Source organism: Litoribrevibacter euphylliae, assembly GCF_042646085.1.
GTDB classification, from domain to species: domain Bacteria; phylum Pseudomonadota; class Gammaproteobacteria; order Pseudomonadales; family Litoribrevibacteraceae; genus Litoribrevibacter; species Litoribrevibacter euphylliae.
This window is the reverse complement of sequence record NZ_JBHRSZ010000002.1, coordinates 994,297-1,015,418: the sequence shown is the minus strand read 5'-3', so window position 1 is coordinate 1,015,418 and position 21,122 is coordinate 994,297. Positions and strand designations below refer to the sequence as shown.

Annotated in this window: 20 protein-coding genes; 14 read left to right on the top strand and 6 right to left on the bottom strand. The window is 45.4% G+C overall.

Annotated features, from left to right (window positions below):
• Positions 1 to 36: 36 nt before the first annotated feature.
• The 3 genes from ACFOEK_RS06210 to ACFOEK_RS06200 all read right to left on the bottom strand — a co-directional run bounded on the left by ACFOEK_RS06210 (position 37) and on the right by ACFOEK_RS06200 (position 1,546).
• Entirely contained in the window at positions 37 to 408 is a 372-nt protein-coding gene (locus ACFOEK_RS06210) for a hypothetical protein (protein ID WP_386717721.1), read from the bottom strand.
• A 91-nt stretch (positions 409 to 499) separates the two neighbouring features.
• Positions 500 to 904: a DUF4259 domain-containing protein gene (locus tag ACFOEK_RS06205; RefSeq protein ID WP_386717718.1), complete on the bottom strand. Its 405-nt coding sequence runs from the start codon at positions 902 to 904 to the stop codon at positions 500 to 502.
• A gap of 66 nt (positions 905 to 970) precedes the next feature.
• The gene (locus ACFOEK_RS06200; RefSeq protein WP_386717716.1) at positions 971 to 1,546 is read right to left on the bottom strand and encodes a hypothetical protein; all 576 of its coding nucleotides are present in this window, start codon (positions 1,544 to 1,546) and stop codon (positions 971 to 973) included.
• A 405-nt stretch (positions 1,547 to 1,951) separates the two neighbouring features.
• Between ACFOEK_RS06200 and ACFOEK_RS06195 the strand changes: the two genes are divergently transcribed.
• From ACFOEK_RS06195 to ACFOEK_RS06135, 13 genes are all read left to right on the top strand, one after another.
• On the top strand, positions 1,952 to 2,263 hold the full coding sequence (locus ACFOEK_RS06195) for a DUF485 domain-containing protein (protein ID WP_386717713.1): 312 nt from the start codon (positions 1,952 to 1,954) through the stop codon (positions 2,261 to 2,263).
• Positions 2,260 to 3,951, top strand: a complete 1,692-nt coding sequence (locus ACFOEK_RS06190; RefSeq protein ID WP_386717711.1) for a cation acetate symporter — start codon at positions 2,260 to 2,262, stop codon at positions 3,949 to 3,951. The genes ACFOEK_RS06195 and ACFOEK_RS06190 overlap by 4 nt, the downstream gene beginning before the upstream one ends.
• Before the next feature lie 404 nt (positions 3,952 to 4,355).
• Positions 4,356 to 6,326, top strand: coding sequence for a putative nucleotidyltransferase substrate binding domain-containing protein (locus ACFOEK_RS06185; RefSeq protein ID WP_386717708.1), 1,971 nt, complete (start codon positions 4,356 to 4,358; stop codon positions 6,324 to 6,326).
• Between the two features lie 39 nt (positions 6,327 to 6,365).
• The gene (locus ACFOEK_RS06180; protein WP_386717705.1) at positions 6,366 to 6,965 is read left to right on the top strand and encodes an exonuclease domain-containing protein; all 600 of its coding nucleotides are present in this window, start codon (positions 6,366 to 6,368) and stop codon (positions 6,963 to 6,965) included.
• Between the two features lie 78 nt (positions 6,966 to 7,043).
• On the top strand, positions 7,044 to 7,256 hold the full coding sequence (locus ACFOEK_RS06175; RefSeq protein ID WP_386717702.1) for an addiction module protein: 213 nt from the start codon (positions 7,044 to 7,046) through the stop codon (positions 7,254 to 7,256).
• Positions 7,257 to 7,624: 368 nt separating this feature from the next.
• On the top strand, positions 7,625 to 8,290 hold the full coding sequence (locus tag ACFOEK_RS06170; protein ID WP_386717699.1) for a response regulator transcription factor: 666 nt from the start codon (positions 7,625 to 7,627) through the stop codon (positions 8,288 to 8,290).
• A gap of 7 nt (positions 8,291 to 8,297) precedes the next feature.
• Entirely contained in the window at positions 8,298 to 9,632 is a 1,335-nt protein-coding gene (locus ACFOEK_RS06165; protein WP_386717697.1) for a sensor histidine kinase, read from the top strand.
• A gap of 204 nt (positions 9,633 to 9,836) precedes the next feature.
• Positions 9,837 to 11,090 (top strand): efflux RND transporter periplasmic adaptor subunit, encoded by a 1,254-nt coding sequence (locus ACFOEK_RS06160; protein ID WP_386717694.1) that lies wholly within the window; start codon positions 9,837 to 9,839, stop codon positions 11,088 to 11,090.
• Between the two features lie 2 nt (positions 11,091 to 11,092).
• The gene (locus ACFOEK_RS06155; RefSeq protein WP_386717691.1) at positions 11,093 to 14,278 is read left to right on the top strand and encodes an efflux RND transporter permease subunit; all 3,186 of its coding nucleotides are present in this window, start codon (positions 11,093 to 11,095) and stop codon (positions 14,276 to 14,278) included.
• Positions 14,275 to 15,144, top strand: coding sequence for a hypothetical protein (locus ACFOEK_RS06150; RefSeq protein ID WP_386717688.1), 870 nt, complete (start codon positions 14,275 to 14,277; stop codon positions 15,142 to 15,144). The genes ACFOEK_RS06155 and ACFOEK_RS06150 overlap by 4 nt, the downstream gene beginning before the upstream one ends.
• A 191-nt stretch (positions 15,145 to 15,335) precedes the next feature.
• Positions 15,336 to 15,845, top strand: coding sequence for a type VI secretion system amidase effector protein Tae4 (locus ACFOEK_RS06145; protein WP_386717685.1), 510 nt, complete (start codon positions 15,336 to 15,338; stop codon positions 15,843 to 15,845).
• A 281-nt stretch (positions 15,846 to 16,126) separates the two neighbouring features.
• Complete coding sequence (locus ACFOEK_RS06140; protein ID WP_386717682.1) at positions 16,127 to 16,534, top strand: hypothetical protein; 408 nt, start codon at positions 16,127 to 16,129, stop codon at positions 16,532 to 16,534.
• Positions 16,535 to 16,854: 320 nt separating this feature from the next.
• Positions 16,855 to 17,280, top strand: a complete 426-nt coding sequence (locus tag ACFOEK_RS06135; RefSeq protein WP_386717679.1) for an MAPEG family protein — start codon at positions 16,855 to 16,857, stop codon at positions 17,278 to 17,280.
• Positions 17,281 to 17,371: 91 nt separating this feature from the next.
• Here the strand turns inward: ACFOEK_RS06135 and ACFOEK_RS06130 are convergent, their stop codons facing one another.
• A complete protein-coding gene (locus ACFOEK_RS06130) occupies positions 17,372 to 17,869 on the bottom strand; it encodes a DUF2938 domain-containing protein (RefSeq protein WP_386717675.1) in 498 nt (165 codons plus the stop codon).
• Positions 17,870 to 18,135: 266 nt separating this feature from the next.
• On the opposite strand from ACFOEK_RS06130, the gene ACFOEK_RS06125 reads away from it, so the two are divergent.
• Entirely contained in the window at positions 18,136 to 18,594 is a 459-nt protein-coding gene (locus tag ACFOEK_RS06125; protein ID WP_386717672.1) for a WapI family immunity protein, read from the top strand.
• Between the two features lie 63 nt (positions 18,595 to 18,657).
• Here the strand turns inward: ACFOEK_RS06125 and ACFOEK_RS06120 are convergent, their stop codons facing one another.
• On the bottom strand, positions 18,658 to 19,737 hold the full coding sequence (locus tag ACFOEK_RS06120; RefSeq protein WP_386717669.1) for a DUF6694 family lipoprotein: 1,080 nt from the start codon (positions 19,735 to 19,737) through the stop codon (positions 18,658 to 18,660).
• 299 nt (positions 19,738 to 20,036) lie between these two features.
• Complete coding sequence (gene rhuM, locus ACFOEK_RS06115; protein WP_386717666.1) at positions 20,037 to 21,017, bottom strand: RhuM family protein; 981 nt, start codon at positions 21,015 to 21,017, stop codon at positions 20,037 to 20,039.
• Positions 21,018 to 21,122: the final 105 nt, after the last annotated feature.

Sequence of the window (21,122 nt, the reverse complement as noted above, 5' to 3'; positions counted from 1 at the left end):
TTTCTATTTACTTTGACTATTGATTTCGGGCTCTAACTATAAATCAAACGCCGAACAACCCAATATGCTACTTAGTGTTATAACCTCACCTTGTAGTTTTGAAATAACACGAGGGTCATAAACAATTTTGGGGCGAAAATTAGTAAGATTTTTAATACGAATAGAACCTTTTATAAGTCTGTTCTTTCGCCGATAACGACCCACAACTTTCAATGTCTCAGCCATACTCCAATAGCCACCATAAATATATAGAATCTGTCTTTCGGTAAAACTGTCAGTAGAATTTGACACATTGGCAGCTACGAGAGGCACCTCATCCATTGAAGATTGTATAATCAATCTTTCATCGTTCGAAAAGAACCTTTTCTCTATATCCTCTATTCGAGAATTAATTTCATCTATTCTCATATTCACCTAACGTCACAATAACTGCGCGGATCTAAGCGTGGTATTGCGAGCAAAGCGAACCACGCTATGGGGAGTACCATTAATTTCTTATTTAGTGATTGATTTCTGATAATGCTGATTTTATAGATGTAACATCTTTAACCCAAAATTCGAAGTCATCAGTTTCTTGCCATAATTCTTTTAACTCTGAGCTATCAGATAAGAGTTTGTCGATAGCTTGAATAGCTTTGTCCCTTAGACCGGATGTATCTAAGGATTTGTTTTTTGAGACCCACTGTTCTGCATTATCAGGTAGGCTCTCTTTAGCTTTACCATGTAACGCTAATATGATCTCTGCAGCAGCTAAAATATTACAGCCTTCTGGCGCTTCAATATAATCTTCATTAGCTTCACTTATTGCTGATTCTATTACAGTCAAATCGGATGATTCTTCCAGCTCATATAGCCAGTCACTAGAATCATCATTTTCAAATGTTTTAAATCCCCATGCACCCATATCATTCTCCTTTTGTTCCTGAGTACTTATGTTTATTAATGTCTATAGCATGTGAGGTTGAGTTCGTTAGCTGCCTAGAATGCCGAGCCAAGCACTGTCTATTCTAAGGACATCTAAGCGAGACTTTAGTGAAACAGCCGTTTCTTCTAGAGTCTCGAAAAAACCTTGCTTACGCAGTTCAATCGAGTTGAGTTCGTGATAGTAGTAAAGATTTAGCACATACAATGCTGCAAAAGAATTTAGCACGTTGCCTAGATTGGCATCTTTGAAGTTTATGTCTCTGTTGTGCTTTACACCATTATGTTTTTTCCACCAAATTGGTGTGGATCGCTGTTCCCATTTCGCAAATGGAGTCATTGAGATCCCGAATCTCTGTAGATTAACAGTTTCCGAAAAAAGCGTTCTCTTTGACAAAATGATTACTTCAGCATATTCGTTGATTTTTGAGGGATTAGAGTCAGCATCGAGAAGGGTGCAGTAGGCTTTTAAAAGGACGTCTATTTCTGAACAAATTGCCAAGTACAGTCGTGTCAGTTCAACTGAATAAACGGAAAAGTTGTGTTCAGAGGGTTCGATATAGCGAAAAAGACGATCAATATCTTCTTCAAATGAAAGGTAGTACTGCCAATAGTTAGCTTCCACTATATATCCTTAATAAAGGTGCTATTAATCCAACATCATCCAGCCGTGTATTCATTTTTTATAACAAACCATTTATCCACAAAGCTCTACGAGAATCAATGGACTCGTATACTCATGCGTACAGTGACCTGGTCGAGCGGGGTTGCTCATAAAAAAAACACCCTACCAATGTCTAATACCGTCCATCCCCATAACCTAACCCATTGAATTTCCTAACCTAAAAATCCCGGCTTTCCCTCTCATACGCGGCATTCGACCTAAGTCTAATACCCTTTTTTGCCAGTTCCCCTACATTCGTTAGTAATGGCAGAAAGCAGTCCATTGCTTGACGATTGTTTGTTGATCGAGCGTTCGTTAATCAATGGATTGCCTTCTGATCCACACAACCTCAGTGGGAGAAGAATCATGCACGACGAGATCTATAAAAAAATTGAAAATGATCCGCGCTTTCAGCAGCTGGTCAAGCGTCGTCAGAAGTTTGCCTGGACATTGTCATTGGTGATGCTGGCGATTTATTACACCTTCATCATGGTGATTGCGTTTAAGCCGGAGTTGCTGGCGATCCCAGTATCGGCGGATGCGATTACAACGGTGGGGATTCCAGCGGGTGTAGCGATCATTCTGTCGGCCTTTGTATTAACGGGTATTTATGTGCATCGCGCCAACAGCGAGTTTGATGACTTGAATGCCATCATTGTGAAGGAGGCAAGCAAATGAGTGCCTTAATCAATCTTTCTCGTCGTGCGCTGCAATTAAGCAGTGTCTTTGTTGCCAGCTTGCTGGTGTTGTTTTCTAACTCGGCAGTGGCGGATGCCATCGAGGTTGCAGGTGAGCAGCAACCGCTGAACATGCCAGCCATTAGCATGTTTATGATTTTCGTGATCGGTACTTTGGGGATCACTTATTGGGCGTCTCGTCGTACCCGTTCGGCGTCGGATTATTACGCGGCGGGCGGCGGTATTACTGGCTTCCAAAATGGCTTGGCCATTGCGGGAGATTACATGAGTGCGGCGTCCTTCCTGGGTATTTCCGGCTTGGTGTATTTGTCTGGCTATGATGGCTTGATCTATTCCATCGGCTTCCTGGTGGGCTGGCCGATCATCTTGTTCATGATTGCCGAGCGTTTACGTAACTTGGGTAAATACACCTTTGCGGATGTGGCGTCGTACCGTTTGGGTCAAAAAGAAGTACGTGTGTTGTCGGCGGTAGGTTCGCTGTGTGTGGTGTCTTTGTACCTGATCGCGCAGATGGTGGGCTCTGGTAAATTGATCGAGTTGTTGTTCGGTTTGCCGTATGAGTACGCAGTGATTCTGGTGGGCATCTTGATGGTGATGTACGTGACCTTTGGCGGCATGTTGGCGACCACTTGGGTGCAGATCATTAAAGCGGTGTTGTTGCTTTCCGGCGCGACCTTCATGGCCGTTATGGTAATGAAGGCGACGGGGTTTGATTTCTCTATGTTGTTCCAGAAAGCGGTGGAAGTGCACCCGAAAGGGGAGTCCATCATGGCGCCGGGTGGTTTGGTGTCAGACCCTATCTCTGCGATTTCTTTGGGCTTGGCATTGATGTTTGGTACGGCGGGTCTGCCTCATATCCTGATGCGTTTCTTCACCGTAAGTGATGCGAAAGAAGCCCGTAAATCCGTGTTCTATGCGACGGGTTTCATCGGTTACTTCTACATTCTGACGTTCATCATTGGCTTCGGTGCGATCGTGTTGGTATCGACTAATCCTGAGTTCCGCGATGCCGCAGGTGCCTTGATCGGTGGTAACAACATGGCGGCGATTCACTTGTCGAAAGCCGTGGGTGGTGATGTCTTCCTTGGTTTCATTTCAGCAGTGGCGTTCGCAACGATTCTGGCGGTGGTGTCTGGTTTAACCTTGGCGGGTGCGTCAGCGGTGAGTCATGACTTGTACGCGAGTGTGTTCCGTAAAGGTCAGTGTACTGAAGAGCAAGAGATTCGTGTGTCTAAGATGACAACGGTGGCGCTGGGTATCGTGGCCATTCTGTTGGGGATTCTGTTCGAGCAACAAAACATCGCCTTCATGGTAGGCTTGGCCTTCGCGATTGCAGCCAGTGCGAACTTCCCGGTGTTGTTCCTCTCTATGTATTGGAAAGGCTTAACCACTCGCGGCGCGATGATTGGTGGCTGGATTGGTTTGTTAACCGCAGTGGCGTTGGTGATTCTTGGGCCAATCGTGTGGGTGCAAATCCTGGGCTTTGAAACGGCGATCTTCCCGTACAAATACCCTGCGTTGTTCTCTATGGTTGCAGCCTTCGTGGGCATCTGGTTCTTCTCTGTAACCGATAGCTCGGTAGCGGCGACGCATGAGAAAGGCTTGTTCCGTGGGCAGTATATTCGTTCGCAGACGGGGTTAGGTGCTGCGGGCGCGAGTGCCCACTAAAACTACTACGCTCGATTAGGCGTTGTTAAAGTTCAGTTCGAAATGCTCATTTATAAAAAATAAACTCCGCTTTCTCACTGAACTTTGCCTAGCCTAATCTTCGCTCGTAACGTTTTAGTATTTTGATGGTGTTGAATAGCACCAAAGGAATGGCAGTTCAAAGGTCGGGGTGGTCAGGCTGAGTTAACAAAACCATGTGTTCTCATTTTTGCTACCGCCCAGTGGCAGATGGCCAGATCGCCTAACCTTTGAACTCCTCTTTTGATTTCCCTTGTGGAAATTAATCGTGCGGCATGAGTTTCCCGGCAAATGCTGCACTGAATGCAAAACACCTTCCCTGGGTGTATTCGCTGGCTTCAGTTTGAAGCCAGCTTTTTTCTTTTTAAATGTGATGCGGAGGCGGTATGTCTTCATCTAATTCTTCAGTCATGCCTGGTGCGTCCTTTTCTCCAAACTATTCGCAAGACATTCCAACGTCTTTGACCTTGCCGCCGTTTGATGTGTTGAGTGAGCGTCAGCGTGTTCAATTGGCTGGGCGGATGAACATTCATTACTTCCCCAAAGGCACGACAATCATCGAGCAGGGGGAGCGCCCGACCGGGTTGTTTCTCTTGATGAAGGGCGTAGTCGAAGAGCGACAGGCTTTGTCTGAACAGGATGAGGTGAACGTGTTCACTCACTATCATCAGGATGATTTGTTGGATGTGTCATCGGTTGATCGGGCGGGGCATCTGGTTGCAGCCAAGCATGAGTTTAAGGCGGTGGAGGATTCTCTAGCTTATGAAATTCCTAACGGTTTGTGGTTGGAATACGTCGAACAAGTGCCGCAAATGTTGGCGTATTTGCACGGCGATATTGATCAGAAGTTGGATCTCAGCAAGCCGGAGCATCATCAGAATCTCGCGGAATTTATTTTAACGCGTATTGATGAGCAGGTGTGTGAACCCATCCTTCGAGTGAACCCCAACGCCCATTTGGGCTTTGTCTTAGAACATTTGTTGGATGAGCCCAGTGGCTGTGTATTGGTGGAAGGTATAGGTTCTGCTATTGGACAAGTGAAGGAACAGGTAGAGAGCACCAATGAGTTTCAGGTGATCATCACCAAGACCGACATGCTGCGGGAGATTGATAGGCTCTCGAAGCTCGATGACCCGCTTCCCGACATCATGACCTTACCCCTCAGTTGCAGTGAACTCATTAAGCAAAAGCCGTTGGTGTCCGTCGCCTTGGGGGAGTATTTGTTTAACGCCATGCTGCTGATGACCAAACACGGTGTGGAACGTGTGCTGGTGACGGATGATAACGCCATTATTGGCGTGCTCTACCAAACGCAACTACTGAGTTTGTTCTCCACTCACAGCCATGTGTTGAGTTTGCGTATCGCCAGAGCCAACACACTGAGCCAGTTGAAAGAGGCGTCAGAAAAGCTCGATGCTATGGTCGCCACCTTGTTCAGCAACGGTATTAAGGTTCAGTTTCTGATGAGCCTCGTCAGCACCTTAAACGAGATGATCATTGCCAAGGCGTTTCAGATCATCATGCCAAAAGAGGTTCAACAAAATACCGCGTTAATGGTGATGGGCAGTGAAGGGCGGGGTGAGCAAATCCTCAAAACGGATCAGGACAATGCCTTGATCATTCGGGACGGTTTTCACTACGAAGGCTTATCGGAAAAGCTCGATGCCTTTTCTTACACCTTGGAAGAGCTGGGCTATCCCAAATGCAAAGGTCGGGTGATGGTCAATAACCCGCATTGGGTGGCCTATCAACAGGTTTGGTTACATCGAATTCGCGCGTTGACCTTAGTGCCGAATAACGATCGTTTGATGGAGTTGGCTATTCTGCAAGATGCGCGTTATATCGCAGGAGATCCCCACCTATTCGATGAATTTAAAAGTGATTTGTCGGGTGGTGTGGCCTTTTCGGATTCGGTGTTGGCCGAATATGCCGCGACGGCGCTGAAGTTTGAAACGCCGTTAACCTTTTGGGGAAACTTAAAATCTGATCACGATCAAATCGATATCAAGCAGGGCGGGTTATTCCCGATCGTACATGGCGTTCGTGCCTTTGCGCTTAAACATGGTGTGAAAGCCTTATCGACGATGGATCGTATTGATGAACTAGAGCGACGTCGATTACTTGAAGCGTCTTTGGCGCGAAAGTTAAAGCATGGCTTTTGTTTGTTAATTCGCTTTCGTTTACAGCAACAGCTTGATCATCTTCAGGATGAAAATACGGACTGTACTAATAGCAATAATCAACTCAAACCGAGCGAATTGAATCGTGCTGAACGGGATTTATTGCGTCAGAGTTTGCACACCGTGAAGAAGTTCAAGCAACGTTTGATACATCATTTCCATCTGGAAATGCGATAAAAACATTTGAACCAGGAAAAGCAGGGCGGAGAAAAGATCATGAGCTGGCTTCGACACGCGTTCTCAAAACTAGCGCCAACCTTTTCACTATTCACGTCGAAGCCCTTGCCGGATACCTTGGTCTGCCTCGATACCGAAACCACTTCCTTGAACGTGAACGACGCGCAACTGCTCAGCATCGGTGCCGTGCGAATTCGTAATGGCGTGATTCAAGGGGAAGAAAAGTTTGATGTGCTGGTGAAGCGGGATGACTCAGACGCAACTGATCACGACGAACACACCGCCATCCCCATCCACCGAATTCTGCCGCAAGACTCCCAACAGGGGATTCCTTTGGAACACGCCTTATCGTCCTTACGGCTGTTTATCGGCCATGCGCCCATCACTGGTTACAACATCGACTTTGACCGAAAAGTGTTGGAGAAACACTTGGGCACGTCGTTGAAGAATGACTTCATCGAAGTGTCTGACCAATTCTTAAAACGGGAAACACGACGCCGAATGAGTTCTGCCCCCGGTGGGCATATTGACCTCAGTTTTGATCATATCTGTGAAACACTGAATGTGCCTGTCTTTGCTCGTCACAGCGCCTTGGGTGATGCCATGACCACGGCAATGGTGTATTTGAAATTACGATAAATTTCTCATTGAGCATGGAACGCGCCATAATTAACGTATATGACCTTAACTGCCCCAGACTTAGATCGTGAGTGATGAATGATGACTTTACAACAAGCACTTCAGGATGCGAAAAAACTGTCCAAAAAAGAGCGGGCGGAGTTAGTTCATTCCTTATTGAATTCGCTTGAAGAAGGACAGGATGACAATGTTGAGCAAGCTTGGCTGGATGTTGCCAATCAACGCCTGAAAGAATTGGAATCCGGTGAACAAGATGCAGTTAGCTGGGAAGACATCAAAAGCTCTTACTAATGGTATGAGCATCAAGCGGAAGGCTTAGGTGAAGACTTCCTATTGGCACAAACGATTATTTACATAAAACTCCATCACTTTTTGTCGTTTCCTTTACTGGTTTTTTTACCTCTGAAACATTTTGTTCACATTATCTGTGGATAACCTGTTGAACAAGCTATGCGGAAGTCATTCAAACGCCCGTTTTAAAAGGGCTGTATGGCTTCGTGCTTTTTATGACCAGAGCGAAATATGATCAGAACAAATAGCGCTCAGAATGGGATATTCCGCATAGTCTTAAGGCAATCTTAAGATCCTTTGTTATAGTCTTCTAAGTTCCCATGATGTAATCCATTTTTTAGGATATAGGTCGTAAGCGGTTATTTTTTATGAAAATACTGATTGTCGAAGATGATGTGGCGTTGGCAACGTCGATTGCAGAGTTTCTGGAACTGCAAGGTGCCGAGTGTGATTTTTCTTACAACGGTTTGGCCGGTGTTGAGCTGGCGACACAGGAATCTTTCGATGTCATTATTTTGGATTTGATGTTGCCTAAGCTGGATGGCATGGATGTCTGCCAAGCACTTAGGAAGCAGGGAAATACCACGCCGATTTTAATGTTAACGGCGATGGGCACGACGGAAGATCAGTTGTCCGGCTTTCGTGCGGGTGTCGATGATTATGTGGTGAAGCCGTGTCCGATGCCTTTGCTGTGGGCGAGGCTCAATGCCTTGTATCGACGTTCGCTTAATCAACAGGCGCTGCATACATTAGGGCCGTTGACGGTGGATATTGAATCCCGTCGATTGCAGCGTGACGGGGTCGATATTACGTTGACGCCCACTGAGTGGAAAATCCTGGAAATCCTGTTGCGGTACAGCCCGAAGGTGGTGTCTCGTTCTCATATCGAGCAGTGGGTGTGGCCGGATGAAGAGCCGGATAAAGGCCGTTTAAATGTGCATTTACATGCGCTGAGAAAAGCCGTCGATAAGCCTTTTGAGTTCCCGTTAATTAAAACTGTCACCGGCTTGGGGTTGAGTATCAGTGCAGAATAATAAGCCAGTGCCGACAAAAAATACGGTAGCGCCTAAAACCCTGTCGCAGCAACTTCGTCGGCAGGTGATTTGGGCGGCCGTTGCATTTTCTATTGCCGTTATTGTTTCCATTTTTTACATCAATTGGCGTTCGTTGCAATTTGCTGCCAATGAAATGTTTATTCTGGATGCCCAAAATATTTTGCAGAACTATTTAGAGAGAAAAGTAGAAAAACAAGCAGAACCGCAATTAGAAATACAGACGCAACCAAGTGAAGATCAAAGTCCTAAACGCACTTTGCAGTCTGCCCCCAACAGCGATGTCTATAAGGTCTATTTAAGCTTGGATGAGATGTCGGCTGAGTTGCGCTCGGTGTTTCCAAACGAGATCGAGCCCTTTGAAATTTACGAAGGTGAATTGATGTCGCCCAACGACGATGGTGATTACCTGTCGCTGTTTCGGTACGACGATCAGGGCCACTCCATTTATTTGTTGTGGCAATACGGGGCAGAACAAACGGAAGGCATGATCTCCGGCGTGATCTGGACGCTGATAGTTAATTCCGCCTGGTTATTGCTGTTGATTTTCATCGGTTTGTTTTTGTTTGTGTTCTGGTTGTTGAAACGAGCCAACGAGCCGATGGTGTTATTAAGCGCCTGGGCAGAACGATTGAAACACGATGATCAATTGAGCCAACAGACCTTCCCTATTGCCGAGTTGAACGATCTGGCTAAACAGCTTAAATCCGGGGTGGATCGCATCACCGAATACAACCTTAGGGAACAGCAATTTCTCAAGCATGCCAGTCATGAATTACGCACACCGTTGGCGACCATTCAAGCCTGCCTCGATACCTTGGATTTCAAATTGAGTGGTGCAGAGCAAACCACAGTGCAGCGCGCGTTAAAAGCCAGTTTGGACATGAGCCGTTTGTCTTCCGCCTTGTTGTGGTTGGCGCGGGAATCGGAAGTACCCATCGAGAAAAGCCCGGTGAATTTGCAGAGCTTTTGCGAAAAACAGATCTCGGATCATCAGTATCTCATCGCCAACCGCGACGTGACCATCGAGCCGTTTGTTGAAGAGATTTCAATACACATCGAAGAAGACTTACTGGTGATTGTGTTTGCCAATCTGCTCAGAAACGCCTGTCAGTTTACGATGGAAGGGGCGATTCGAATCCACCTTAATCAAGACGGCTTTAGCATCGAAAACCCCATTGATGTGGACGCGGATCATCGTTCTTCAGAGTTTCGAAGCTTCGGGTTAGGGCTGCAATTGGTGGAGCGTATTTGTCAGAAACTTGATTGGAAGTTTCATTTTCAACAGCAAGTCGATGGTGTTGAAGTTATAGTGTTCTGGTAGGTTCTTCTTCAGGACAACACATTTGGGCGGATGCTAGAAACGCTTTAGAACAAGGCGAGCTTCGCAGGGAATGTCGCGAACCTTTTCAAGAAGTTCAACGAAGTTATAAAGCGTTTAAAGCAGCGCATCTCATACCTTAAGCCTTTCTTAATCTCCTTATAGATATTGTGTTCGCTTGAATGATTAACTCAGGCGAACACGGTTATGCGACAGTTTCTTCTTCGCGGTTTTTATTTACTGCTGGCTATTGGCTTTTTGTTTTTGGCGTTGATCGTCATTGATGAGCCGGTGGCGACGTCTTCAGATACAACTCAAACTAAAGCTCTGCCACCCTTGGTGAGCTATATCGAGGTGAAGCCCGATCATCACTCCAGTCAGATGGCTCTCTATGGTGAGTTGGTGCCTCGTTGGGATGTCACCATCAAAGCGCAGGTGAATGGTGAAGTGACGGCCATTGCGCCAATCTTCGAAGCCGGTGCCTTGATTTCTCAGGGCTCGATTTTGGTGGACATTGACGACACCCGTTATCAGGCGGAGTTAACCAACGCGGAATTGAATTTGGCTCAGGCTGAATTGGCACTGTGGCAGGCCAAAGAAAAAACCGAATTGGCTAGGAAGGATTGGACTCGTTCTGGTTTCAAAAAGAAGCCCAGTGATTTGGCGTTATTTCTGCCTCAATTATCTCTCTCAAAACATAACGTAAAAGCGGCTGAGCGACTTTTGTTGTCGGCGCAACGCAACCTTTCTTACACGCAGGTGAAGGCGCCTTTTTCTGGTGTGATTACTGAGCGCTATGTGGGCTTAGGGCAGTTGGTGTTTGAAGGCGATCCGATTGTGCGGGTGATGGATCATCAACACCTGTTATTGAAAGTCTCTCTGAATGAAGAACAGTGGATGAATCTTGTGGAGGATTGGCAAGAAAAGCCGGTGCCCTTATTCAGCACTCACGATCAGTTATTAGGGTATGGTAAGGCGGTACGAGGCGGGCACAGGGTGGATCAGGAAACTCGACAATACCCGCTCTATTTGGAAGTGACGGCTCAAACAGTTCCAGCGAGCAAGCAAGGATTTTCTCAGGGACACTCGCATGAGCTCTCTCAGGAAAACGTGCAAGAAAACGTGCAGGAGAACGTGAAAGAGTTAGGACTGATTCCTGGGAAATTTGTGCGAGCTAAGTTACCGGGCAAAGCCAAGCCTGGCAGTTTACGACTCCCCCAAGGTGCAATAACGCGGGAAGGCCTGGTGTGGATCATCACGCCTGAAAATACCTTGCGCTCTTATACGCCGACGGATGTGTTGTTCGACGGTGATCACGTCATCGTTTCTCCTCCGACGGGCTTGGATGGCCTGAAAAACAGCATCGTACGTGTCGCTACTACACCGCTGGCCTTCTATCTTTCTGGCTTAGCGGTTCAGCCCGTGGCGGATGACTTGTCTGTCGCTCAGTTGGGGAATTAATCATGCACGCATTAACCAGTTGGTTTATTCGTAATCCGGTCGCCGCCAATCTGATGATGTTATTGATCGTGATTGCGGGTTGGCTGACAGTCTCTTCCATTCGAGTGGAAGGCTTCCCTAAACTTCCGGCCGATACCTTGATTGTGACGACCGAGTTCTCAAGTGCACATGTGAATCAGGTGGATCAACAAGTCACTCGGAAAATTGAAAAAGCCTTTGAAGGCATTGCCGGAATAAAACGAGTCACGGCGTTTTCCAGTGAAGGGGTGTCCGAAGTACAGGTGATGAAGCAGGAAGGCTATTCCTTACAACGCTTGTCGGAAGATCTTCGCACTCAGCTGGATGCCATCGATGGCTTGCCTGCTGCAGCTGAAAAGCCGGTGGTAACGCGCAATGATTTTGACCTCGCGGCGATGATCGTTCAGCTGTATGGCGATGTTGATACTACAACGTTACAAACGGTCGCTGCAGATGTACGAGAAACCTTACTGGCCTTGCCCGAGGTTTCTAAAATTAAGAGTTGGGGCAAGCGACCACCAGAGATTCGGGTGGAATTGAAACCTGAAAAGTTACTCGCCTATCAGTTGAGTGCCGACGATGTGGTGCGGCAAATTCGTCAGTCTTCGTTATCGTTTCAAGCCGGAATTCTGAAAACCCGCGACGGCAATATCTCCCTGCGTGCAGACCATGAACGCTTGCGTCGTTTGGATTTCGAGCAAGTCCACATTAAGTCATTAAGCAACGGTCAGGAACTGACACTGAAAGACATTGCCGAGGTGGTTGATGACTATGAAGACGATCAGTCGGTGGTGCGGTTTGATGGCGTGCCAGGGATCGGCATGGAAATCCTTATTGGCCGGAAAGAGAATCTACTGGACATCGCCGAGGCGGTGAAAGTCTCTTTGGCCGCACAACGAAAACTGTTGCCGGACGGCGTATTTATTGATTCGTGGGCAGACAGCAGCGGTTATATCTCTGAACGACTGACACTGTTGAAAGACAACGCCATTCAAGGCTTGTTGTTGGTGTTTGTGTTGCTGGCGTTGTTCCTCAATATCAAGCTGGCCTTTTGGGTGGCGATGGGGATTCCCATTTCTATTGCTGGTGCCTTAGCTGTGATGGGTTCTGATTGGGTGGGTTTTTCACTCAACGACATCACTACGTTTGGTTTGATCATCGCGCTGGGGATTTTGGTGGATGATGCTGTAGTGGTGGGTGAAAGTGTCTTTGAGACTCGAACCAATCATCACAAATCTAATGATCGAGACCCCATAAATACTGACCCGATAACCGGAACAGAAGCCGGTGTGAAAAAAGTCGCCACTGCAACCATCTATGGTGTGCTGACCACGGTTGCAGCCTTCTTCCCGATGCTGTTGATTGATAATGCCATGGGCAAGATTCTGGCGAGCTTTGCCGGTGTGGTGATTCTGACGCTGCTGTTCTCGTTGTTTGAGAGTAAGTTTATTTTGCCTTCCCACCTGGCAGCCATTTCCATTGAACCGAAAGCTCATCGCTCAATTTGGGGGATTATTTTCGGGCTGGGAAGAAAGGTTCAAGGCTGGGCTCAAGCGAGTCTGGATTGGGTGAAGTTGCGCTGTTATCAGCCCTTATTACGTTGGACATTGGAGCAACGTTATGCGGCTTTGATTCTGTTTTTCTCTATGGCGGTATTGGGTCTGGGGTTGATAGCCAACGGCAGCATTCGAACTGTCTTCTTCCCTGACATTCCTGGTCAGCTGATTAATGTGCAGATGGAAATGGATCCGCGCTCGCCTCATCGCTTAACGGTGTCGAATGCGGATGCCATAGAGCAGGCACTGAACCAGCTTAATCATCAATGGCAACAAACCTACGGATTAGAGCAGTTACCGATTAAACATGTACTGACTGTGGTGATGGACGCATCTTCTGTGGAGCTTTATGCTGAATTAACCAAACCGCAAGACCGACCTGATTTACCAGCGCAAGAGATCGTTTCCCAATGGCAACAAACCGTAGGCCAATTGGAAGGCGCGACAGAGCTGAGTTTTAGTGCGACCGAAGAAACCGGAGGTGGCTTTGCGTTACAGGTGTTCAGCAAGAATGATCAAGCGTTGCGGGAAGTCAGTGACTTATTGATCGAGCATATCCGCGCCATCGACGGTACGAGTAATGTCCGGCAAGACTTAAAGCCTGGTCAGCCGGAATTACGCTTTCGACTGAAACCGGAAGCGCGCTATTTGGGCTTCACCGATGAATCCTTAGCCGCACAGATTGGTGGGCGTTTCGGTGGCATTGAAGCGCAACGTGTACAGCGTGGTTCCGACGAAGTGAAGGTGATGGTGGAAGATGGCAAGCACGCACGCGATTCCCTGGCGGACTTGTTTGATCTTCGGGTGATGAATGATCAAGGCCGATGGTTTCCGATCTCCACCGTTGCTCAGATTGAATCCTCCTACGTCACCGATTATGTGGCGCGTCGCGATGGCAAACGGGTAAATACTATCTCGGCATCTTTGGATAAATCGCATCTTTCGCCATCGGAATTGGGCGCTGAGATCTTCGACGGTCTGGTGCCAAAACTGGCCGATCAATACCCGGAGGTGGAGATCAAACAGGCGGGCGAGCTGGAAGAAATCTTTACCATTAAAGGCAATCTGATTAAGGCGCTGTTGTTCACCTGTGTGCTGATTTATGTGCTGTTGGCGGTGCCGTTGAAGTCTTACGTTCAGCCGTTCGTGATCATGTCGGTGATTCCTTTCGGCTTTGTCGGCGCAGCCATCGGGCATCTGATCATGGATGTGCCGCTTAGCCTGTTGTCCTTCTTTGGGATGTTGGCGTTGGCGGGTGTGGTGGTGAACGATTCGCTGGTAATGCTCACCCGATACAACCAAGGAAGAGAGGAGGGGCTGACCTTCAAAGACGCCTTGATCGATGCCGGAATCGGACGCTTCAAAGCCATTTTTCTCACCACAACCACCACAGTCGCAGGGTTAACACCTCTGATGCTGGAAACCTCGGAGCAAGCGCAATATCTGATTCCTGCGGCTATTTCGTTGGCGTTCGGTGAGATCTTCGCTACCGCTATTACCTTGTTATTGATTCCTATCTTGATTGCCATTGGTCATGACATGAAACGACTAGTCGCTGGGCCAAAGGTAGAAAAAACGTCACAACTGAATTCGTTAGAAGGAGAAACCTTATGAGATTAAATCGGGTTAAAACGTTAATACCAGGTATTCGATGCTTGTTTTTAATCGTCGCGACTTTGGCAGGGGTTTTGGGAGGTATTTTGTCTTGCGCGCATCCCGCATTCTCGAATGATTGGGTGTATTCTGTGACCATGGATGGCGAAGACATTGGGCACATGAAAACTAAGGTTCATGCGCTGTCGTCCGGCCAGCAAGTCACCGAAACTTCGGAACTGTTTATTCCTTCCATCTGGGGTGACACCAAGATCCACAGCTATAAACAAGAACGGTATGGGAACAACGCTAATGGGAATGTGTATGCACTGGCTCAGGCAAGTTATTTAACCCTCTATAACGATTACCTGATGCTGGTGGACATTACCCCTGCACACCGTGGCTTATTGAAATATCACTTATTGTGGTTTGAGTTAAGTTCTGATCAATCAGAACAAGTGAGAGCATCGTGGACGCAATTATCGATCTCAAACATCGACTCACCGGTTGTTGATGGCCAGATCAGTACATGGATGAAAACTAAAATACCAACGCTGAAAACCACCGAAACCTACTCCACGTTTCTTGATCCTAACGACTTCGACATGACCCTAACGGCGTTTAATTTACGACTGCCGAAACTGCTGCCGGACGACCAAAAACGATCCTTCCGATTGTTTGATCCAGAGAGCGATCATGATGTGCCTTTCTATCAAGTGACTGCTCAGACGATACCTGCTAAAGAGCTTCAACAGATTGAGGTAGATTACGAAGGCGGTGGCCGGTCGGTCTACCAATACGATGTCGGTGGTGAGCAATCTCGTTTGGTGACGCTGCATGATCAGAGTGGCGAGGAGAGTGTTGTGTTGAAATTGAGTGGCTTTTGATATTCGTTTATTTGGAATTCAGGGATTCCCTCGCAGTGTAATTCATATGGACTAAGACTGATTCTGGTCGATGTCATCACATTTCAGGTAGGAAGATATCAACAAAGGCTGTAAGGCTTGGGAAAAGTTGTCTAATGTTTAGGTTTCTTAGGAGTAACCTAATCAAAGGAATTCAAATCAAAGGAATTGATATGTTAGTTTTCGAAACACTCTGGAATAACTTTCCTGATAAATCTGAAATGAAAGAACAATGTCAGAATAAGCAAGCCGATGGCTCCAAACCCTTTGGTAATTACTGCGCGATCCTGTTGAGTGAAGCCCTGATTAAATCGGGCGTGTCTACTGAGGGTGCCAAGGTTAAAAAGTGTTGGTCGCATTCAGGCATGAAACATGTCTTATTGGCGGAAGAATTAGCGCATTGGCTAAATGGATCTGGCATTGCCGGTTTAGGTTCAGTAGAAAAAGTTAACCCCGAGACCTTTCAGGATGATTTAAGTGACCGAACCGGCATCATCTTTTTTAAGGATTATTGGCAACGAGGCAGCGAGTCCCACGAGAACCGAAGCGGCGATCACATTGATTTGTGGAATAAGGATGAGATTACGGGCAACAGTATGTTTGTTCGCTCTATCTACGAATTTTTTGGAATGGTCTCTGATCTTAACGACAGCCGTGATGTTTGGTTTTGGGAGGTCAAATAGCGCGATGAAAACCAAACCTCTGGTTAGTTTCTTTCTCTGGATGGTTGTCAGCTCGGTTTTAAATATCGCAATATTTGTGCTGGCATACAGGCAACTGGTGTTTCCTTTTTTACATGAGGAGCAAAGAGTAGATAATGCGCCCTTCATCTTCATTTACGTGATGCCCGGATTCGTTTTAGTGTCTCTCATCACCTTTGTGTTGTTTTTGTTCTTAATGAAATCCGGCCCTAACGAGTAACGAGTTAATTTTTTCTAGGGAACCACCTACATGGAGTCTACTTATGAAAATTCGGTGCTTTGTTGATAGCGAAGGGCATGTCTGGACCATTGATGCAAATGGCAATTCTAACCATCCTAAAACTATTGAACTCACACAAAATACCGTGCGTATTTTAGGGGTAGGAGGTGAGGTTCTGAATGAATATCAATTATGGAATTCCTTAACGGCATTAGCGCTTCATATAGAACAAAAATGGGAAGATTACGATTCGCCAGACGGGATCAGCGTCAGCCTAGAGCAGGTAGTCACAGAGTTTTATCACAAAGTATATGCGTTTGAGCAATACATGGTTCGTGAAAGTAATGAACCTGCATCAGAGATTGTCATTTCTGGTGGCTATGCCCGAGCATGGCTTGAAATGTTTGATCAATATGACCAGGACAAGGATGAGATTATTTCCATTGATTAAATTCCCTTCATTTGTTGTTCAGTAAATCTCCAAATCAACCCATTTTTCTGTTCTGACATGAGTTGTTCACATTCTTTGTGGATAACTTGTTGAATAACCTATGTGGAAGTGATTCAAACGCCCGTTTTAACTGAGTTTCAGACTTTAGTGTTAAAAATAGCCAATGTTGTGACTTGCTCAAACATTCACCTAAGGTATTGTAAAAACTGAATAAAAAGTGCTCTAAAAGGCATGTTGGACATGTTTAGTTTGATCTCCCTGTGGTATTACTAACCGCACAAAAAATGAACTTAAAGGAATCGGGTTAACAGGGAGCGTTTATGATACTAACGACATCCACCAGCATCTTTTATCCGGCGTTTGCGATGTTTGTACTGACTATGCTGTGTTTGCTTTCACTGGGGATTGCTCGACTGATCTCAGTTAGAACGGGCAAAGTAAAAATCAGTTTTTACCGAACCTATAACAAAGGTGAGGAACCGGAATATCTGCACCTGCTTTCAAGGCATGTGCGTAACCATTTTGAAATTCCGCCTTTGTTTTATATCGGTGTTCTTTTTGCCTATGTAACCCATTCGGTTTCTGACACAGCCATTGCCTTTGCCTGGGCGTTTGTCATCACACGACTAATTCATTCGGCAATTCATTTAACGATCAACAATGTGACTTATCGTTTTCTAGCCTTTGGCTTAGGGCTTATTTGCTTGACTGGATTGTGGGTCACATCCTTTCTGACTCTACTGTGATTCTTCTGCATGAAGTATCCCGACCTTAGTCAAGGTCGGGAATGTTTGAGACGTGTGCTAAGCGTTGAAGAGCTTAGCCAGTGATTCCTTTCTATAGAATAATGACAGCCGTCAGATACATCCCCAGCCCAAATACTGCATGAGTCAGTAAGCTCTTGCTTCGAGCGTTCATAGGCTTGGGTGTTCTTGATGCGGCGATGCCTAATCCCAGGCAAGGTTGCATCAGGAAAAACGGAAAAATAACGGTCGCGACACCAAACAAGAGAGCAGGAAATAGTGTCGGAGCCGTTAGCCATTCTGAACCGACAACAGCGACCAAGCCTCCGGCAAAGAGAACTCCAATCAGATAATGGCTGAACCAACCGATGGCTTTTTCAAAACGAGCGGGTGCTGCATTGAAAATGCTTTGATGGGCAAAGGTGCCTTTAGGCATGTGACCAAGCCAACGACCAACCAAGGCATAATCCAGCGAAGGGATATTGAATAATCGCTTGAGCACTATCGCCCAAACATCCATCACCAATGTTGCCCCGATGCCTATGACTAGAATCTGGTAAAGAGCGGTTGAGAGTTGAGAAAGCTCTGACATAAGACGTCTCCTGAAGTGATCGTATTAGCGTGTTTTTGCTGTTGCTATTGTTGTTGATTAATACGATACAACTTCAAGTCGACTTTAGGTCAAGAGGCTTTCTAAATTTATCTAAGTGGACTCATATGGTACTTTGGTTTTCCATCGTGGTGTTGGAAGTAACAGAGTGTTGGGACATCAATGTTTTTTGAAGAATGTTCTAATAATATGAGAAGAAACAGCAGGTTCGTTATTAATAATTCCTTAACTCAAAGTACTTATTTACTATGATCACACTCAAAAATATTGAAGAAAGAATAGATTTAGAAATTGAAGTCGTAGGTTATCAATTTCCCGAAATTGAAGATGACGACTGGTGTTTCTTAAGACTTCGGATTCAACAAGATAGTGACAATATTGAGTTGATTGATCCTGCTATTGAAACGACCGAACTCGTTCAACTTTTACGTTGGTTTTCATCTTTAGCTGAGGGGCGTTTACCTGAGTATGCTCACCTTATGTTTACAGAGCCATGTATTAGCTTTGAATTTTTAGCATTCAAAGAGGGCGTTGTTAGAATTTCCATAAATCTAAGTCACGAGTTAAAGCCCGATTTCCCAATGAAGCAATTTGGATATGAGGAAAACGAATGGTCTATTGCTTTCGATCTAGAAGAAGAGCAACTCAAAAGTATCTGTAGTGGTATTAAAAAGACACTGGATCAGTATCCAATCCGTGGATGCTAACATTCAATTGATTACCAAGGGCATTCAGATTCAAAACCTGAAAGCCCCTTGAAAAACTATTCTTTACCAACCTCTATCTATCGCATATATAGCTTCTTTGCGGATACGCTGAAGTTCAGGGTTATCGGACGTTTTATAATCGTCTGTTAGATTTAGTGTGCGATTGTAGCGCTTATCATCCAAAGCTTGCTGGGCGATACGTAATATACGTTCCTGATTTTTGTTAAAGAAGGCTAGGTTTCTTTTACGCCTTGCTTCTGCCCAATCTTCCTCTTGAGCAGCGGTAATTTCCTCTGGTTGCTCCTCTTCGGCTTGAACGAAATTCTGTTCGACAGACGCATATGTTTCTTTTAGTTCATTCAGCCGTTGTCTATCTCGATTGGTGAATGTTGATGAATAAAGTGCTTCGCCATCAGCGCCATCCAGTTTTTCAACGACGACAGTAAAAACAGCATTTTCTGGAGCCGTAACCTTGTCCCAGTCAGAAAACATATTTGGGGCAAGGTGCCAGTTTTGTGATTCTCCTGGTTCTAAACCACCAGGGATAGTGTAGTTGAATGTGTCCTCATGCCAGGGAACACTACGGCCTGAACTGGAAATAGTGCCTTTGAAGTAAGCACGAGATACAGCGTGAGTCGTTAAATTTCTTACTGATAATTCGATGAAGGGTTTATCTGGCCCAAATCGTTGTTTCTCTTTGTAGAATCGCGAACGAAGTACTTTAAAGTTGTTGAGAGCTGTTTGCGCATTTTTTGATTTTGCGAGCTTGGTTTCTAACTCTTGAATTTCGTTTAATGCTTGTTGCTTAGCTTTTTTTTCTCGTTCTTCTTTTATACGAGCAGCTTCAGAAATGACTTCACTAGCGGTTTTACCATGCAGTACATCTTTAACCTTATTTTCTAGGTTAATTTCCCCGGCACCGGATGTTCCGGCCGAGAATAGATCCTTCATCTCAACTTGACTGAAGCTGATTAGCAGTAATGCAGCATCGAACTCTTCTCGTTCGGTGTCGGAAAGGGTATCTCGAATAGCTTGAGTAGAAGTTTTGATCGTTTCTTTAGATGAGGCATCAATGGTCGGTTCATAACATCCAGTTAGTACTGAAGTTATTAAAAGAATTCCAACATACTTTATAAATTTCATGTTTACTTAACATCCTTGTTATTTAAGTAAAATGATCCCTACAGTACGACTAGTAAGAGTGTTTTGTTGTAGGTCCATTCTGTTGATTATTGAGTAACTTATTGTAAAAGCTTAATTTAATCAATTCTTAGCGTTGTAAATACTGACTGATATTGCTCTACGCAATGAGTCTCAAACCTACCCTAGACTAAGGTCTAATGGTTAACTTTCCCTTCCCGCGCAACACTTAACTCATACGTTAAATTGTCTGTTATTTGCTCAGTCAGATTCTAGCTTTTATATGAATGTTCTCGTATTTCCTAACGGATCAGATTCATAATCAGATGAATCATTAACTCTTTTTGTGCCGGGTCGCTCTGTGCTACCAATAAAGCGATGGCCGCCAAGGCATTATCATTAATCTTTAATTCGCCTGACTTCTTCAGGTGATGCTTGTTACGTTGTAAAAACCAGATAAACATAAACGCGCCAATGCGTTTATTGCCATCATTGAATGGGTGATTTTTGATAATGAAATACAGAAGGTGAGCTGCCTGCGCTTCAATACTGGGGTACAAATATTCACCACCAAAGCTCTGTACCACACTACCCAGTACACCGGCAAAGCTGTCGTCTTTTTCGTTACCAACAAGTTCGGTGGCCTCGCCTTTGGCAATTAAGTCTTTTACCAACAGGGCGATGGCGTCACGGGCTTCTTCATAGTTGATTTGATAGCGGATATCTTCATCAAAATCGGTGGTAGGCAGTTTTTCGCTATCGTATTGATTCAGAAGCACAAATGTATGTGCGTAATCAGCAATCACTTTTACCAAGCCCTGAGCTTCAGGAAGGTTTGCCTGATCAATGACATTTTGCTGAAACAGGCTCAGCGTCTGTTCTAATTGTTTTAACTGCTGTTGATGTTGACACAGTCGTTGCTCGTTCAGGGTGTAGCCTTGAATTAAATGCTCTTTAATACGAGCGGTTGCCCATTGTCGAAATTGCGTACCCTTTTTGGAATTGACTCGATAACCTACGGAAATGATTGCATCAAGGTTGTAATAATCTACCTGATATATTTTGCCGTCTGCTGCAGTTGTTGCATTTTTTGCAACAACTGCAGCTTTCTCTAGCTCGTTGTCTTTAAATATATTTCTTAAATGGCGAGAAATTACCGACTTATCACGCTCAAACAAATCAGAGATCTGCCGCAAGTTTAGCCATAAGGTTTCCAGCTCAGTATCCAGCTGCACCTCTATGAGGTTATTTTCACTTTCATAGATAAGTATTTCATTACTCATACCACGCTCCCTGTGATGAACGATTAAGTTATATGAAGAGTCGCATTATTAGTGCCTGTTGCCAATTGTTAGCGCTGACTTGTATCCTTCTTCAGACTGAATCTC